The sequence below is a fragment of the Anaerospora sp. genome, assembly GCF_032013335.1.
Classification (GTDB): domain Bacteria; phylum Bacillota; class Negativicutes; order Sporomusales; family DSM-15969; genus Anaerospora.
The window spans coordinates 314,657-331,257 of record NZ_DALZUO010000001.1; the positions used below are offsets into that span (position 1 = coordinate 314,657).

Annotated in this window: 14 protein-coding genes and 1 tRNA gene; 12 read left to right on the top strand and 3 right to left on the bottom strand. The window is 46.5% G+C overall.

What is annotated here, in order from left to right:
- Window positions 1-1,032, bottom strand: a complete 1,032-nt coding sequence (locus RTR76_RS01535) for a tetraprenyl-beta-curcumene synthase family protein (RefSeq protein WP_312515881.1) — start codon at window positions 1,030-1,032, stop codon at window positions 1-3.
- A gap of 222 nt (window positions 1,033-1,254) precedes the next feature.
- Between RTR76_RS01535 and RTR76_RS01540 the strand changes: the two genes are divergently transcribed.
- The 6 genes from RTR76_RS01540 to RTR76_RS01565 all read left to right on the top strand — a co-directional run bounded on the left by RTR76_RS01540 (window position 1,255) and on the right by RTR76_RS01565 (window position 6,368).
- Window positions 1,255-1,731, top strand: coding sequence for a GNAT family N-acetyltransferase (locus RTR76_RS01540; RefSeq protein ID WP_312515884.1), 477 nt, complete (start codon window positions 1,255-1,257; stop codon window positions 1,729-1,731).
- A gap of 148 nt (window positions 1,732-1,879) precedes the next feature.
- Entirely contained in the window at window positions 1,880-2,437 is a 558-nt protein-coding gene (locus RTR76_RS01545) for an RNA polymerase sigma factor (RefSeq protein WP_312515888.1), read from the top strand.
- A 13-nt stretch (window positions 2,438-2,450) separates the two neighbouring features.
- Entirely contained in the window at window positions 2,451-3,425 is a 975-nt protein-coding gene (locus RTR76_RS01550) for a hypothetical protein (RefSeq protein ID WP_312515891.1), read from the top strand.
- 307 nt (window positions 3,426-3,732) lie between these two features.
- The gene (larA, locus tag RTR76_RS01555) at window positions 3,733-5,025 is read left to right on the top strand and encodes a nickel-dependent lactate racemase (RefSeq protein ID WP_312515894.1); all 1,293 of its coding nucleotides are present in this window, start codon (window positions 3,733-3,735) and stop codon (window positions 5,023-5,025) included.
- 63 nt (window positions 5,026-5,088) lie between these two features.
- The gene (locus tag RTR76_RS01560; RefSeq protein WP_312515897.1) at window positions 5,089-5,952 is read left to right on the top strand and encodes a serine hydrolase; all 864 of its coding nucleotides are present in this window, start codon (window positions 5,089-5,091) and stop codon (window positions 5,950-5,952) included.
- A gap of 125 nt (window positions 5,953-6,077) precedes the next feature.
- The gene (locus RTR76_RS01565) at window positions 6,078-6,368 is read left to right on the top strand and encodes a hypothetical protein (RefSeq protein WP_312515899.1); all 291 of its coding nucleotides are present in this window, start codon (window positions 6,078-6,080) and stop codon (window positions 6,366-6,368) included.
- Between the two features lie 330 nt (window positions 6,369-6,698).
- On the opposite strand, the gene RTR76_RS01570 is transcribed toward RTR76_RS01565, so the two are convergent.
- A complete protein-coding gene (locus tag RTR76_RS01570; protein WP_312515902.1) occupies window positions 6,699-9,446 on the bottom strand; it encodes a cation-translocating P-type ATPase in 2,748 nt (915 codons plus the stop codon).
- 867 nt (window positions 9,447-10,313) lie between these two features.
- Here RTR76_RS01570 and RTR76_RS01575 point away from each other — a divergent pair.
- The 6 genes from RTR76_RS01575 to RTR76_RS01600 all read left to right on the top strand — a co-directional run bounded on the left by RTR76_RS01575 (window position 10,314) and on the right by RTR76_RS01600 (window position 15,591).
- Window positions 10,314-11,111: a MerR family DNA-binding transcriptional regulator gene (locus tag RTR76_RS01575; protein WP_312515905.1), complete on the top strand. Its 798-nt coding sequence runs from the start codon at window positions 10,314-10,316 to the stop codon at window positions 11,109-11,111.
- 53 nt (window positions 11,112-11,164) lie between these two features.
- Entirely contained in the window at window positions 11,165-12,502 is a 1,338-nt protein-coding gene (locus RTR76_RS01580; RefSeq protein ID WP_312515908.1) for an MATE family efflux transporter, read from the top strand.
- Between the two features lie 109 nt (window positions 12,503-12,611).
- On the top strand, window positions 12,612-13,436 hold the full coding sequence (locus RTR76_RS01585; protein ID WP_312515911.1) for an AraC family transcriptional regulator: 825 nt from the start codon (window positions 12,612-12,614) through the stop codon (window positions 13,434-13,436).
- A gap of 25 nt (window positions 13,437-13,461) precedes the next feature.
- A complete protein-coding gene (locus tag RTR76_RS01590; protein ID WP_312515914.1) occupies window positions 13,462-13,872 on the top strand; it encodes a DUF2000 domain-containing protein in 411 nt (136 codons plus the stop codon).
- Window positions 13,873-14,021: 149 nt separating this feature from the next.
- Window positions 14,022-14,098 (top strand) — tRNA-Arg (locus RTR76_RS01595).
- A gap of 488 nt (window positions 14,099-14,586) precedes the next feature.
- Window positions 14,587-15,591 carry a tetratricopeptide repeat protein gene (locus RTR76_RS01600; RefSeq protein ID WP_312515917.1) on the top strand — a complete coding sequence of 335 codons (1,005 nt, stop codon included), beginning with the start codon at window positions 14,587-14,589 and terminating at the stop codon, window positions 15,589-15,591.
- 118 nt (window positions 15,592-15,709) lie between these two features.
- Here the strand turns inward: RTR76_RS01600 and RTR76_RS01605 are convergent, their stop codons facing one another.
- Complete coding sequence (locus RTR76_RS01605; RefSeq protein WP_312515920.1) at window positions 15,710-16,588, bottom strand: MBL fold metallo-hydrolase; 879 nt, start codon at window positions 16,586-16,588, stop codon at window positions 15,710-15,712.
- Window positions 16,589-16,601 lie beyond the last annotated feature (13 nt).

Here is a 16,601-nt window from a genome sequence, read left to right on the forward strand (position 1 = left end):
TTATAACAGCTTTCTTGCCCGCAATAGGCGGCAGAAAGTATAGTAGAACGTAGTGGACCACCCTGCTTGTGACAGCAGGGTGGTTTTTATTGTCCGCTCAGGCTGCTGGTTAGTCTTAGGGTCGGATAGATACATCGCTAATAAGCCCTGTATGATCGTCTGGTGAAAGTGTGGTTCCGGCAGCAGGCGGGCCTGCTGCCGCGCCTGGTCAATAAAGTAAGCTAAGCGCTCGGTCGTTTGTGTGGAATTGCGATAATAAGCGACAAAGTTTAAATCGCCCTGCGCCCGGTCTTCGGCGGCATCAATAAAATAGTCGAGTAAAATATGAAGGCCGGTGATAAAGGGGAAATAGGTGGTGGAAACGGTGCGGGCCGTTTCGGCACTCGTGCGGGGACTGCCTGCGGCGGCACAAAGCATGAATAAACCCAGCGTAGAGCCGGTAGCCGCAGCGAATTCCCACGGAGATAAGCCGGGGTAGTTAGGCAGATGTACGGAAATCCAGCTTAGCATTTTTTCTTCCCGTTTATCAGGAGCCAGATGCTTATAGGTTTGCAGCTGACTATATAATGCGGCAAGCTCCAAGGCCGCTGGCTTCACCGCTGCATAGCCGGGAAGCCGCGCTAGTTCGCGGCGGCAGGCTTGGACCAGCGTTAGCAAATAAGCACCATCGCTTCGCAGCGGATAGAACTGGTAGTAATCATGAAGAACTCCTTGCGGCTCCAGTGCATCTGTCATAGCGAGATGAAGCTGGCGGAAAGCTATTTCGTCATACACCGTCAAACGGTCACAAAGATTGTCAAGATAATCGCTGATGGTCTGCAGTGCAACGATCAGCCGGATCAGTGTGTCTCTATCGGCACCGGGGTAAAGACTGTATATGCAGCCTCCCTGGCAGTGGAATTTTTTGTCGCGGATGCTGGACAGGGCCTGGGAAGCTAATATTTCATCCGGAATCTGACTGGCAAGACAGCGCCACTGGTCAAGCTCGCGGCTTACTAACGGAAAAACGCGGGTGACGAATTGAATAACCAAAATGACTCCCCCTTTCCATAGGGCGTGTTCTGCAAAAAATTACCTTGTCTGGCACAAAAATCACTCGCCATTGACCATTCCGCTAGTTTGAAGACACACCCTAGTATACCCAGTTTAGTGCTAACAAACAGGAGTCGAAGGTAATAAGCAGGAGTTTGGAGGGCCATGCCTAATGTTAGAACAATATTGCAATCACCTGAAGAAAGTAAGTGATGAAGGCAAATGGAAGAATTGATAATTAAACCGGCGGCTGCTGAAGAAAGTGAGCAGATCGCGGCAATGATTGGAAAAGTCTTTGTAGAGTATAATGCTGCCAGTATGCTTCCTGAGGGGCGGGCTAAATTTCTGGAGTTTATTCGGCCTGCAAATATAAGGATGCGTTTGACGGCAGGGGCGTGTATGTTTGTTGCTTATCATGGCGGTCAGGTAGTCGGCGTAATAGAAGTTCGCATTTACAGTCACATCGCCTTGTTGTTTACAGCCCGCCATTATCAGCGGCGGGGAATTGCTAAGAAGCTGCTGCGGGCGGCAATAGCACGCTGTCTGGAAAAGCGGCCGCAGTTAAAAGCAATTACGGTAAACTCTTCAGCATATGCCGTTCCTGTATACGAACAACTTGGCTTTATTATCCGTAATAAGGAGCAAATGCAGCAGGGGGTTCGCTATTTACCGATGGTGTTACTGCTGCCGCAGCAATAGTCCGCAGAAAATCTTACATGTAAATTTGGTCAGATAAAAAGCATTTTTTTTCATTCCTTGGACAAATTGAAAACAAGCGTTACTTTTTTAAAAAATAAGCGTTTATGTAATGTAAATAACTTTTGGAAACTGGAAGGGCAGGTGGGGCATGATCAACGAGCAGCAAGTCATTACAAAAGCGCAGAACGGCGATCGCGATTCATTAAATGCGCTGGTAAGCTGTTATTGGCAGCCCATCTACCGGTTGGTATTGTATAAAATGGGCAACACCGAGGATGCACAAGAGCTTACACAGGAAACTTTTCTTAAGGCATTCCGGTCGTTATCACGGTATGAGATTAAAGATGTACCCTTCAAAACCTACTTAGGACGAATTGCACTCAACTTAGTCACCGACTACTGGCGCAAAAAAGGCAGAACACCGCCGGTAATTGATATTGCAGAGTATCAAATGCCCATTGTTGATACCGGCATTCGTCCTGAAGAAGCTGCGTTGGATCATGAACGGCAAGCAGAGATATCCCGGTTGGTTCGCCTGCTGCCTGATGATCAGCGCCGGGCCGTCGAATTAAGAATCATTGCAGGAGTATCGGTAAAAGAAGCAGCAGACATGATGGGGAAAACAGAGGCAGCGCTCAAGATGCTGCAGCAGCGGGCATTGAAGAGCCTGCGCCGCATGTGCCAAGATCAAGGTTTCGTACAGTAAGGAGGTGGAACGAATGACTACAATGAAAGCAGACAAACAAGCGGAAGAATTGTCTCAATTAATTGATGCAATGCATCGTAATGAATCAATCCATAACGAGGATCAGGAAGCCCGGGAACTGGCTCATTTTGCCGCAGTTGTAAGACATAAAATGGGCAATGAGCACCCGCCGGCTGACTTAGTGGCCCAAACAGTAGATAAACTGCTTACTGACAGCGGCAAGCGTGGCAGTGGTGTGCGCCGCTGGCTGCAAATGGCAGCGGCAGGTGTGGCTGCAGCTGCATTTCTGCTGGTAGCGCAGATGAATCCCGATCGACTGCCCGGTCAGACACAGGATAAACAATTAGCCCAAAGCCCCAGCGTTCCATCTGTTATTGACAAGCAGGCGCCTCTGGTTCCGCCAATGGTAGTGACGCCGCTGCCCGAAACACCTGCTGCCCAGCCTGCTGCGCCCCAGGCAGTGGAAAAAAGCCAGCCGGTGGCCGAGCCGAAACCGGAGCGTTCGCCTGTAGTGCAAGAGGCTCCCGTTGTCGCCAGTAAAACAGAAAAACCTGAGGTACCGGTAAAAGCAGCTAAACAGACAGAGCAGAAAGTAGCAGCGTTAATGCTGCCTGGACGAAAAGCCGACGTTACCGTTGAAGAGCAAGGCAGCTCTCGGCAGGTCTATGGCGCCGGTACAAGAGATGAGATTATTATCACGCAAAAAGAGCAGCCGGCCCAGTATAGCATAGCAATGCGCAAGGCGGCAGCTCCGGTTGAAGAGCCTTCGGCAGAAGGCATTAATAAAGTGACTATGGACGTAGGCAGCAAACAGGTTACCGTGGAAGGACGCAAGTCAGAAGCGGAATTGCGCCAGATTGGTCAGTCTTTAGCGGAAGAGGACAAAGCGGAAGAAGCTTCCTCGAAACGGGAAGAGTCCAAAGCAAAAGCCGAAGATAAAAAAGAAGAGAGTACAAAAGAAAACAAAACGGATCACTCACAAGAATAAACAAAAAGGTCTGCCTTGGGGCAGGCCTTTTTTTCCTGTAGACAAACGTGCCTGGAAGGAGATTGCCACGTCGTTTTACTCCTCGCAATGACAGTAGAGCCAAGTGTCATCGCGAGCGCAGCGTGGCGATCTCCCGCAGGCCTGAATGCGTAGTTCTTGGCACTTTAGTGCCTTAGTACTTCGTGCGGGTACGACGCACCTAGGGCTTTATCATGGCCTGTTAACTTGACCATGCTTTGACGCTGTTGCTATAATGAGGTAACTCAAAAGGTCGGCTTATGCCGCAAATTGCGTAGGAGATGAGCAAATGGCTACAGTAGAAATGGGTTATGGTAAAGGCACAATTCAAGTAGAAGTGCCTGATAATAAAATACTTCACATCATCGAAGGAAAACAGACTGAGCCGGTTCAGGATGTGCGGGCTGCCGTTCGGGAGGCACTGGCGAACCCTATTGGTACACTGCCACTCAATCAAACCGTTCAGTCCGGAGATAAAGTCGTGATCGTTGCCAGTGATATTACACGGGCATGGATACGGCATGATTTATTTCTGCCGGTTCTTTTGGATGAACTAAATAGTGCCGGTATTCCGGACAGTGATATCTCGCTTGTTGTCGCGCTGGGAGCTCACCGTTACCATACGGAGGCAGAAAACAGTGCTGTCTATGGCAGTGAAGTGGTTAATCGCATTCGCATCCTGCAAAGCTGTGCAATGACGACCGAAGATTTCGTGTATCTTGGCACAACCAGCCGGGGTGTTCGCTGCGAATTGAATAAACATGTTGTCAATGCCGATAAAGTGATCCTGACTGGCGGAATTGTTTATCATTTGATGGCTGGCTTCGGCGGCGGGCGTAAGGCAATCATGCCTGGCGTGGCCGGATATGCCACCATCCAGGGAAACCATACATTTTGTCTTGATGAGGAAGTGGGCAAAGGGACGAGTTCGGCCTGCGCCAGCGGCAAACTGGAAGGCAACAATATGCACGAGGACCAGTTGGAAATGGCTAAGATGCTGAATCCGGCATTTTTATTAAATGTCGTGCTTACCGCAGAGGGTGAATTTGCCCGGTTTGTAGCCGGTCACTGGCACGAAGCCTGGCTGTCGGGCTGTGAGACAGTAAGTGAGATCTTTGGTGTACCTATCCAGGAGAAAGCGGATATTGTAATTGCTACAGCAGGCGGCTATCCTAAAGATATCAATTTTTATCAGGGTACAAAGGCACAGGATAATGCTGCGATGGCCTGTAAGGAAGATGGCGTGGTAATTTTGATGCTGGAATGCAGTGACATTAGTGAGCCTCCTGATTTTATGGGCTGGTTTGCCTACGAATCGCTCTATGACCGTGAAATAGAGCTGCGCAAGGCGTTTACCGTACCTGGCTTTGTCTCGCTCCAATTAGGCGAGCAGATTCAGCGGCGGCCTCATATTGTCATTACCCTGCCTGAGAATAAGGAAATCATTGAAAAAACCGGTATGTATGCAGCAGCTACAATTGAAGAGGCTATGCAGTTAGCGGAAGAAAAACTGGGGCGGTCTGATTACCGGGTGACATTGATGCCTCATGCTGCCAATACTGTTCCGCTGCTGACAAAATAGCGAACATAAAATTCGGCTGATCAGGAAAAGTTAAGACTATCTATTTTTCTTAGGAGAGATGAAATGAGAAAAGCGATAGTTCTTGTTCTGATGCTCGCGCTGCTAGCTGGCTGTGGATTTAGCAAACCGGCCCCGAAATATCCGGTTGATTCCGCTCCAAAGGCTGAAACAAAAGGCAGTCAGCCTGCAGTGCCGGGGCCTGCAGAGAATGAGATATCCGGTCCGTTAGTCGATAAGCTGCATAGCAGTGCCAAACAATTTGACGGAAAAGCCGGGATCTATGCTAAAAACCTGCAGACCGGTCAAACGGTGAGCTATAACGAGAATGAGGTATTTCCCACGGCCTCCACCCATAAGCTGGTTGTTTCTTTAGCGGTGTATAAGTACATGTATGCTGAGGCATCAAAGGAGAAGAAAAAGCAATATGACCAGCACATCAAGGATATGCTGGTGGTAAGTGATAATCCGGCCTTCTACACGCTGCTAAAGGAAATTGAAGCGGAAAAGCCGGCAGCACTGACCCAGGTGCTGACGGATTTAGGCTTAGTAAAAACGCGCATTCACAGCGAAGAGGCCTTTGAACAGTATAAGTATCATAGTGTTACGACTCCCCGGGAAATGGCTATTGTTTTTGAGCGTATTTACCGGGAAGACTATGTGGCAAAAGAGTTTTCTACCATTTTGAAAGAAGAACTGGCGCACACGATTTACCGCGAGGAAATTCCCCGGTTTATGAACCATAGCAGGGTGCTGAATAAAGTGGGCGCTTTGCCGGGAGTCTTATGTGATGTAGGGCTTGTCGATGATGGGCGCGATCAGATTCTGATCAGTGCTTATACAACCTCGGATCGCTCGGAAGACTATGCCAGTAATTTCTTAGCCGAAATATCAGCGCAAGCCTATAATGCCCTCCGAAAAAAGCAGTAAAGTAAATGATTGAAATAAACTTAATATCTATAGAAAAACAAACAATTGTACGGCAGGAATTTACTTTTCTTAGCCGTATTTTTCTTTTCATAGAGAAGTGAAAATTTGAATGGAGTAGGTGTGACATGAACAACTTATTTCAAGTGGCCATTCACTATGATAATGATAATGGTTTTATTGAGTATGACTGTGCCAGTAAAACCATTAAAGTGCAGCTCGAAGATGCGGCAAAGCGACAGGAAGTAGAAGCATACTTATCCACAACACAGGTGATACGTGCCGCACAGCATACCCTTGTGGATTTTATGGAATGGCAGGCAAAACCAAATGAAGATGTAAGAACACTGCAGCTTGCTCTTGCCCGTTTGTGGGTAACTACCGGAGTTCATGTCGATTGGAGTCGGCCGGTAGCATAGCAGCTGATTCTAGTGATGTAATCGTAGTTATCCACATATTCAAGGTGAATTTCCGGATAAAACCACCGACTTATCCACAAAGTTATTAACAATATACCTACAATTGTGGATAAGAGCCGAACAAAAACACGAAAGTTTGGTAAAAAACGTAGTTTTAGGCACGAACAATTATCAACAGTTTGTGGATAACGTGTTGATAAGGTAATCGATCCTTGTGGATTACCTCTGGAAAGAATAGAAAAAGCAGGTAAAAGAAGTAAATTTCTAGTAGAAATTTGGTAAAATATGTGAAAAAGAGGCAGCCTTTTATGGGCTGCCTCTTTTTGCTCGTTATTTCGCTATGGAATTCGTTACCTGTGAGTCTTCTTTTGTGGATAACCGTAGAACAAGTTTTGTCAGCTCTGTTGCCAAAAACGGTAAAGGGGACAGGGCAAGGAGGAACAGCCACTCATTGAGACCGGGTTCAATAGTTTTGAATATCACATGCAGTGGACCGTACACCGAAAGCAGCAGCAGGAACAGCGACAAGGCCGCTCCGGCATTCAAGTACTTGTTGCTGAAAAATCCCAGCTGGAAAACGGAATAATGCTCAGAGCGGGCAGCAAAGGCGCAAATTACCTGTGTGGTAATGAGTGTGATGAAGGCGAAAGTCCGGGCGACTCCGAGATCTCCCTCATAAGCGTAAAGACCGTATTTAAAGGCGCCCAGTACTGTTACTGCCATGGCCAGACTCTGAATGCCAATCATAACTTGCAATTTCCAGGTTAAGAGAGGCTCTGCCGGATTACGGGGTTTGAGCTTCATGACATTTGGTTCTTTCTTTTCTACTCCCAAGGCCAGTGCGGGGAAAGCATCTGTTACAAGATTGATCCATAACAATTGAATCGGCAGCAGCGGAATAGGCCAGCCCAGCAGAATCGCAAAGAGAATAACCAGAATTTCGGAAGCATTGCAGGATAACAGGAAGTAAACAAATTTGCGGATGTTCGCATAGATGACCCGGCCTTCTTCAACAGCGGAAACAATGGTGGCAAAGTTATCATCGGCTACAACCATATCGGCCGTTTCCTTCGTAACGTCAGTGCCTGTAATGCCCATAGCCACACCGATATCCGCTTTCTTCAGCGCTGGGGCATCATTGACGCCATCGCCGGTCATAGCAACGATCTGTCCATTGCTGCGCAGGGCATCAATGATCGCCATCTTGTGCTCCGGTGAGACGCGGGCAAACACGCTGGCAGTCTGTACAAGCTGCTGCAGCTCGGCCGGAGACAGGGTATCGAGCTGACTGCCGGTAATCGCCAGGCTGCTTTGGCTGGCAATACCGAGATCTTTGGCGATTGCCAAGGCCGTATCGGGATGATCGCCAGTAATCATAATAGGACGAATCCCGGCTGAGCGGCAAACGGCAACTGCATCACGTACTTCCAGTCGGGGAGGATCAATCATGCCCAGCAGCCCGATGAAGATGAGCTGTTCTTCAACCTCAGCGGCGTTTGGTGCGTCGGGAATACTGTCCCAGGCACGATAGGCTACTGCCAGCACACGCAGGGCATGAGAGGCCATTTCCTGGTTGGCGACGGCAATGCTGTTCCGCTCCTGAGGTGTTAAGGGATGGATAGAACCGTTGACAGCAATATGGGTGCAGCGGCTTAGCAATATATCAGGTGCACCTTTGGTGAAAGCAAGGTCTCTACCTTCCATATGGTGAAAGGTGGTCATCATCTTCCTGGTCGAGTCAAACGGCAGCTCCTGAATACGGGGATAATCAGCAGTCAGCTTACTTTGGATATAGCCGCCTTTAGCGGCTGCAACCACCAGAGCGCCTTCGGTAGGATCACCGACAATATGCCAGGCTCCCGTATCGGAAGCTTGTTTTAACTGTGCGTCATTGCACAGGGAGGACCCTTTCAGGAGAAAAGCAAGATCCTGCTCTTCCGATAAGTCGACAGTACTGCCGTCCCGGAAGAACTCTCCTTTCGGATCATACCCCTCGCCGCTTAAGTCAATCATTCTCTCTAACGTGAACGCTTTTACCACCGTCATCTGGTTCTGGGTAAGGGTACCTGTTTTATCCGAACAGATAACGGAAATGCTGCCCAGTGTCTCTACGGCGTGCAGTTTCTTCATGATGGAATTTTTCTTAGCCATACGCTGCATACCCAGTGCGAGTACAATGGTAACAACAGTTGGCAAGCCCTCGGGGATGGCGGCAACTGCCAGACTGATAGACGTCATAAGCATGAGCTGTACTTCGGCCATTTCCAGGACGCCGTCGCTGTAGCCGCTGTATACTCCCAGGCCAAAGACCAGAGCACAGACGAATAAGCAGAGTACACCAAGCATTTTGCCGAATTCGGCCAGCTTCTTCTGTAATGGAGAGCTATCCTCTTCCACTGACTGAAGCATCTCGGCAATTTTACCAATTTCCGTTTGCATGCCGGTACCGACAACAATTCCTTTGCCCCGGCCATAAGTGACAACGGTACTCATAAAACCCATATTGTGGCGATCGGCCAGTGAAGCCGTACTGCCAACCGGATCGGTACTCTTTTCTACAGGCACTGATTCACCGGTTAGGGAAGCCTCCTGGACCTTCACATTATGGGATTCGATAAAACGCAAATCACCTGGAATGTAATCCCCTGCTTCTAACAGTACGACATCTCCCGGTACGAGAAGCTTGGAGGGGATGATGGTAATCTCTCCATCACGAAGGACCTTAGAGTTAGGTGCCGTCATTTCCTTAAGGGCCGCAAGCGCTTTTTCCGCTTTTGCCTCCTGGAAAACGCCAAGCAGCGCATTTAACAGCACGATGGCGATGATCACGATAGAATCGGTTACTTCTCCGACTAAAACGGAGATTAAGCTGGCGGCAATCAGGATCAACACCAGAAAATCCTTAAACTGATTCACGAATTTTTGCCACAGCGTTTCCCGCGGCTTTTCTTTCAATTCATTGAAGCCGTGAACGGCAAGTTGTTTATCTGCCTCCAGCGAAGTTAAGCCTGCGCTTGCATTTGAACTGAGCAGGCGCTCAACCTCTCCGGCGGCTAATTCATGCCAGTGTTTTTTCATATGATCCCTCCTATAAGCGATCAAATCCTCTATCTTCGAGTGAAATTCCTTAGAAAGGGAGACTGCCTTTTGTCTTGCTTAGCATGCGAAAGGCGCGAAAAGAATAGAGCAAGACAATAAATGGGGCAATAGACGGAAGAAGACTTAACCCTCCCGCTAGGACTCCCCCGAAAAGCTCCAGGATGTTACCCGTTTTATTTTTCAAAAACATGCCCATCGTAACGGCAGCGTAGGCCCAGAGATACCGACCCCATCGAACGATTTCCTCGGGTCGTTCCATGTTACGGTAGTCTGGGACGACGGCCGCAATGATTGACGCTAAAACTGAAATGGCGATGCAAAGCAGCCCGACATAACCTGTTATTCGCGCCCAGTCCAAGTTTATCACCCCTGCTTACTTTTTGTTCATAACAGAAAAAAGCTCGAACATTATGGACATCCGGTAAAAGGTTCATTAGATTCACCCTTTCTCTCATTTATTTATATATAAAAAGACCTTGCCCTTTTATAAAAAAGGCAAGGTCTTACCAACAACTCATGAGGCTGCCAGCACAGCCGGGGTTTTAATCCGAACTTGACGACTATGCTGTAAAGGTTACTCCCCTTGGAGCAATATGCACTTGTAATTTCATTATATCGACAGCAATACTAAAAGTCAATTGCAGCCATGTCCGGGATTTTTATTCAGATAAAGCCGGAATTTACAAGGAATGAAAGGCATTCGGGCTTGAAAAAGACACCTATAAAAAATGTATATTTTTTATGGACTAAAGGTAAAGGGCAGCATTGCTTATGAATGCAGCAATGCTCTATATGGTATGATAAAAAGATAAAAGCTTAAGCTGCGCAGATAAGGAGGGGATAAATGTGAGATGGACAATTGGAGAAGTTGCAGAGTTGTTCGATATATCAACTGATACCCTGCGGTACTATGAGAAGTCCGGACTGCTTGCAGCACATAAAAACAGCACGAATGGCTACCGGTACTATTCCTATAATGAACTTGTGCTGCTGATAGATATCTTATTCTTTCGCAATATGGAAGTGCCTGTCGCGGATATCCGGCAAGTGGTGACGCAAATGGATATTGGCGAGATTAAAAATATGCTGTATGAAAATGAGCGAGTCGTTGAAGCGCGAATTCGTGTATTAATAGAACTAAGGAAGCTAATTGCGCAGGTCGCTGCCCAATATAAACTCTGTGAAGAGCGCTTAGGCGTGCTGTCAATTGTCTCTGCACCTTCTTTTAAATATAAACTATTAGGTATGCAGCCCGATGATCTGATAGGAATGATACGAAAGTATAAAAAAACGGACTGGAGTTGGATGAATAACATCCGCTATACGTTACTGATACCTGGTGAAGAGCTTGTGCAGCAACCGAACTTTCTTTCTGTAGAGACGGGCATCAGTCTGGATGAAGAGCACTTATGCCTCTTGGATGAAGAAGAGCAGCAAGAATTAACCTCCCTTCCGGAAAGGGACTATCTTTATACCATTGTAGCCACGAATTATTTGGAACAAGAAAATACAGTGCTGACGAAGGCGCTGCACTATCTCCAGAAAAATGGCAGGCAGGTAGAGACCGCTTTGATTGGCCGATATATGGCAAGCTCTCATAAAGATGGTCTTGATTATTACGAAATATGGATTGGATTGAAATAATCCTTGACCTTAGAGTCGCTCCAAGGTTTATCATCTCTTAAGAGGTGATAAGCATGAAGGAGAATCGATTAGGTACGCAAAACATTACTACCCTGTTTTTTTCGTACAGTATTCCTGCCATCGCCGGTATGCTGTTCTTAGGAATAAATACGATCGTCGATGGTTTTTTGGTTGGCAATTATATTGGCGTCAATGCCCTGGCAAGTGTCAATATAGCAATGCCGTTTTTTAGCCTGATGATTGCCCTTGGTGTGATCATCGGCATTGGTACACAAAGCTTGATTGGCCGCAGCCTGGGAGAGGGTAATAAGAAAGCGGCGGATGATACCTTTACAACTGCGCTTGTTTTGATCACGGGAACGGCACTTTTGCTGGCAGCCATTGCCATAGGCTTTACGAAGGAGATAGCAGCCTTTCTGGGAGCAAGTGAACAATTGATGCCGCTTGTGACGAACTATATTACCTATACAGGCTTGTTTCTGCCGTTTTTGGGAATCATGTTTGTTTTGGATTATGTGCTGAAAGTACAGGGAAAACCGCTGTACTCCATGTTGGTATTAGTGATGGCGGTGGTCACCCATATGATATTTAACTATATCTTTGTTGTGCGCTGGTCGCTGGGCATCAAGGGAGCGGCCTTAGCTACCGGAGCGGGTTACGGAATTGCTTTTGTTATGGCTATACTGCCGTTTATTACAGGCAGGACCGTCTTGCAGCTAACAGGAGGGCGCTTTAGTCCAGTACTGGCACGCAGCATTTTTTATAACGGCATGTCGGAAGGGCTGGCAGAGGTTGGGACGGGTATTACCACCTTTTTATTTAACATTACGCTGATGCGCTATGCCGGTGAAATTGGCGTCGCTGCCTTTACAACCATTAGCTACCTACAGTTTATTGGCAACAATATGCTGCTGGGCTTAGCAGACGGTGTGGGTGCAATTATCAGCTACAACTATGGCAGCCGGAACATAGCACGGGTAAAAGCAGTGCTGCGGCTGGCCGGTCTTTCTGCCCTGATCGTGGGCATTAGCTTCTTTGGCGTAATACTGGTTTATTCCCGGGAAATCATAGCCTTGTTTCTTGATGCAAGTCACGGGCCGGTGCTTGCCTTTGCGGAAAACGGGGCAAAGCTGTATGCGTTTGCCTTTTTTGCCAATGGCCTTAACCTTGTAGCTGCCGGCTATTTTACCGCTATTTGCAGCCCTGTACAGGCAGTAGCGATTGCCTTGAGCAGAGGAATACTCTGGATTGGTCTCGGACTTGTCCTGCTCCCGAGAATCTGGGGGATAAGCGGAATTTGGCTGACGGTGCCGCTTGCGGAAATACTGACCTTACTATTGTCGGCAAAGTTGCTCTATCATCACTTTAGGCTGCCGCTGCCGGATAAGTAAAAAGCAACTATATTGGGCAATATTCTGCAAGACAGTTGATCAGTGGAAAGGTATAATGAAAAAACGTACTAAAGCGAGCCTAGCTAGACTGGACGATAGGAGTGGTCATATGGGGAATCAGGATTGGGTAAATATGTATAGGGACTCGCATCTTGATATCGAAACCTTACATGGCTATTTTGTCGGACAGGCATTCTCCAGGCATATGCACGACTACTATGTAATTGGCCTCATTCACAAGGGGCTGCAGACGTTTCGGTATCGCGGCAATACACGGTATGTAACACCACCGGGCGGCTTACTATTCCTAAATCCTGGAGAGGCTCATACCGGTGAAGCAGCTAACGAAGAAGGCTTTGAGTATTACGCATTCTACCCCCGGATAGCACAGGTGAGGGCAATCGTGTCGGATATTACGGGCAGAGACAACGAACTGCCCCTGTTTAATAATGTTCGGGTCGATGACGCCGCACTAGCCAATCAGATGCGCGAGCTGCACATTTCTTTACGGAATGATCGGGCTCCGTTGCAAAGTGAAAGCATGCTGTTTTGCCTGATAAGCAGTATGGTGAAACGATATGCGGACATCCGGTTAACAGAACTGCATTTCGGGAAAGAAAATAAAGCGATTGAAACAGCGAAAGCATATATGCAGGCGAATTTAGCCCAAAATATCACACTGACAGATTTAGCGAATGCAACCGGGTTTAGCCGCTATTACTTTCTGCGGCTATTCACCCATGTAATGGGAATGTCGCCCCATACCTATCTGGAAAGTGTCAGGCTGATGCAAGCAAAGGTGCTCATCAAACAGGGATTGGGTTTACGGGACATTGCCTATGCTACCGGTTTTAGTGATCAAAGTCACTTTACCAACCGCTTCAAGCAATACCTGGGGATTACACCGGGCCTATACGCAAAAGGTGTGCAATAAAAGTGGTAGACTGGGAGGATAAGTTGTGAAATTTGATACGAAGATTGCCGTCATTATACGGGAAGACTTACCGGTGTGGCAGAAGCTGAATGTGACGGCCTTTACCGTCAGCGGCATCGTTGCTGCTAATGAAGGACTAGTAGGGGAAAACTACGAAGACGCATCAGGCAACAGCTATTTACCGATGGTACGTCAACCCATGCTGATGTTCGCCGGCAGCGCTGAAGAAATTAGAAAGGCCTATAAGCGGGCCATGGAACGGAATGTCCTCATTGCCATTTTTACAGAAGAGCTGTTTTCTACTACCCATGATGAGGAAAACCGGGCTGCTGTTAAAATGGCAAGCAGTGATAACCTTAACCTAGTCGGTTTGGCGTTGCGAGAGGACAAAAAAATCGTTGATAAAATAACCAAGGGACTATCGCTGCATAGTTGATAGGGGAACGCTTGCTCCCTGCTATCAGACAACACCTTCCAATTGACATTGAGCTGCGGAAAATGGTATACTAATGAGCGTTATCTTTACTTTTGTCGCGGTTTTTGACAAGCTGACAAACAGTGAAGTGACATCGCTTATACCAGCTTGCGTCTGTAGCTCAGGTGGATAGAGCAGCGGTTTCCTAAACCGTTGGCCGGTGGTTCGAGTCCTCCCAGGCGCACCAAATAAATAAAGTAACGGCAAGGCTTCAGAATATCTGGGCCTTGCCGTTTTTGTGTTTGTGGGGGCGTTTTGGCAGTTTTGTATGCTATATGTATGCTACGGGAGTTGCTAGGGAGAGTAGAAGAAAGGACTGTATCTAGTTACTGTGATTAATATTGAAATTATGACTGAAAAATAAGTAGTAGAGCTTAAAATACGATACCTATTAAGTGCTCCTTTACGGTGATATTAAGATACATATGTAAAATTTGTATCCATAAAATGGTAGTATTCGTAAATTTGATATGTTAATATATTCGTAAATGCTATTAAAATGGGGGTGTGAGCTTGCAAAACCGGCTTATACATATCTTATTGCCATGTCTATTGCAAGGACCGCTATTTTTCATATTTCATCCAGTGAGATTAGGAAGCCTGCCGACCTGAATTAGATTACATATCGCCGCAAATTCGTAGATTTTAGCATTTGGAAAAACAGAGGAGGGCTTTGTGTTGGTTGGAAAAATAAATGTTTATATTATCATGATAGGAATAGTATTTCTAATGTTTTCCGCTAGTTCGTGGGCATCGGCGGAAGATGGCGCGCTTGATGCAGATCGATGGCTGCAAGAAGGATTTCGACAACAGCAAAACAATAATATTGAAAATGCGATTAAGGCTTACAGCCGGGCGATCGAACTTCGAAATAACTATTTGGAGGCCCTTTTTGCGCGTGGGTATTGCTATAGCATAACAAAAACAACGGATTTAGCGATTGCTGATTTCTCACGAGTAATTGCTATTAATCCGAATATTCCTATCGCATATTATTTGCGGGGACTTTGTTATGGCATTAAAGCAGTAGCAGAAAATAATTCGATGTATTACTATTCGGAAGTCGATGATCAGAGTAAAGTAATTCAACTTGATCCCCGGTATGCTGACGCCTATTATGAACGGGGACTAGCTTATGTATGCCTTCACAATTACGATTCAGCGATAAAGGACTACGATGTTTACACCACTCTAAAGCCAGATGATGTAAGAGGATTTTACAACCGGGCAATGAGCTATCAAAGCAAAGGAAAGATAGATTTGGCTCTTAAAGATTATGCAATGGCCATCAAAGTCAATCCAGCCGATGAGCGTATCTATTATAACCGAGGAGTACTTTATTATGAGAAAGGAAAAAATGAATTGGCAATTCAGGACTTTTCAACGGCAATTAGCATAAAAGACGATGTTGCCGCAAACTATTATATGCGGGGTATTATATATTTTGCAATGAAGAAGTACGACTTAGCGTTGAAAGATCTTGATAAGTCGATAGCTCTTAAGCATATAAAAGGGTACTTTGGGAAAGCTCTTGTTTGCGAAAAATTGGGCCAGTATGACAAAGAGATAGAATTATTAACACTATTTCTCGAATATAACAGCCCGTATAATGTCTCGGAGAATATGATGGCTCAAGATTATTTGAATAAAGCACAGAGAATGTATAGAAAAGCTAAGTAACCCCTAATAAACCGTTGGCCGGTGGTTCGAGTCCTCCCAGGCGCACCAAAGTGAATAGAGTAACGGCAAGGCTTCAGAGATTCTGAGCCTTGCCGTTTTTGTGTTGCTGGAATTGAAACTACACCTTCCTCCAAAGCAGCATATTTTGCTCGAAGGTGACATTGAGTCGGCCGGTATCCTTTAACCACGCAAGGTAGGAACGGACGGTACTGCCTACAAGAACATATTGTGCAAAGTCCATTGTAAGGTCATAGGATGTAAATATTTTTTGCAGTAGTACCTCAAAGCAGAGAGGCTCATCGCAAAAAGTAATGATTTTGTCTGCAATCTCCTGCACTTTGTCAATGTTATACTGTGCAAGCGGAGCGATATTTTCCGTAGCTTCTGCATGGGCTGGAACAAATATTTTAGCTGTCAGGGATTTTACCATCTCAAGTGTGTTCAGGTAAGCGGCAACATCATAGATGAAGCTGATCTGGTATTTATCGAGAATCTGTTTGCTGAACAGACAGTCAGCCAGAAAAACGACATCATCCGGTGTTCTAAAGCCTGCCATATCAAAAAAATGCCCTGGCAATGAAATGATTTCAAAGCCTTTTGGTAAAACATCTTTTGTCAAACATATAGCGTCGCTTTCCTGGGCCATGAGAAACTTATGTCGTAAATCTTGCGGCGGAAATGCACCATAAAGAAAAGACGGCTCTAAAAGAGGGTGTCTTGTAAATTCGCACTCGATACCCGGTGCATAGATTTTGCATCCCGTCTGCCCCTGCAAATACCGGTTGCCGCCGATATGGTCGGCATTGGAATGGGTATTGTAAATGGCGGTCAAGCGCCATTTATGAGCATCCAAAATTTGACGCACCTTGCGCCCTGAGTCTTTATCATTGCCGCTGTCGATTAAACAAACATCGGTATCGCTTAATTTGACAAGTCCGATTTTTGAGGGGGTTTGAATATAGTAACTTTGTTCTGCCACTTGTATTAATTCGTACATTCCCTTTTCCTCC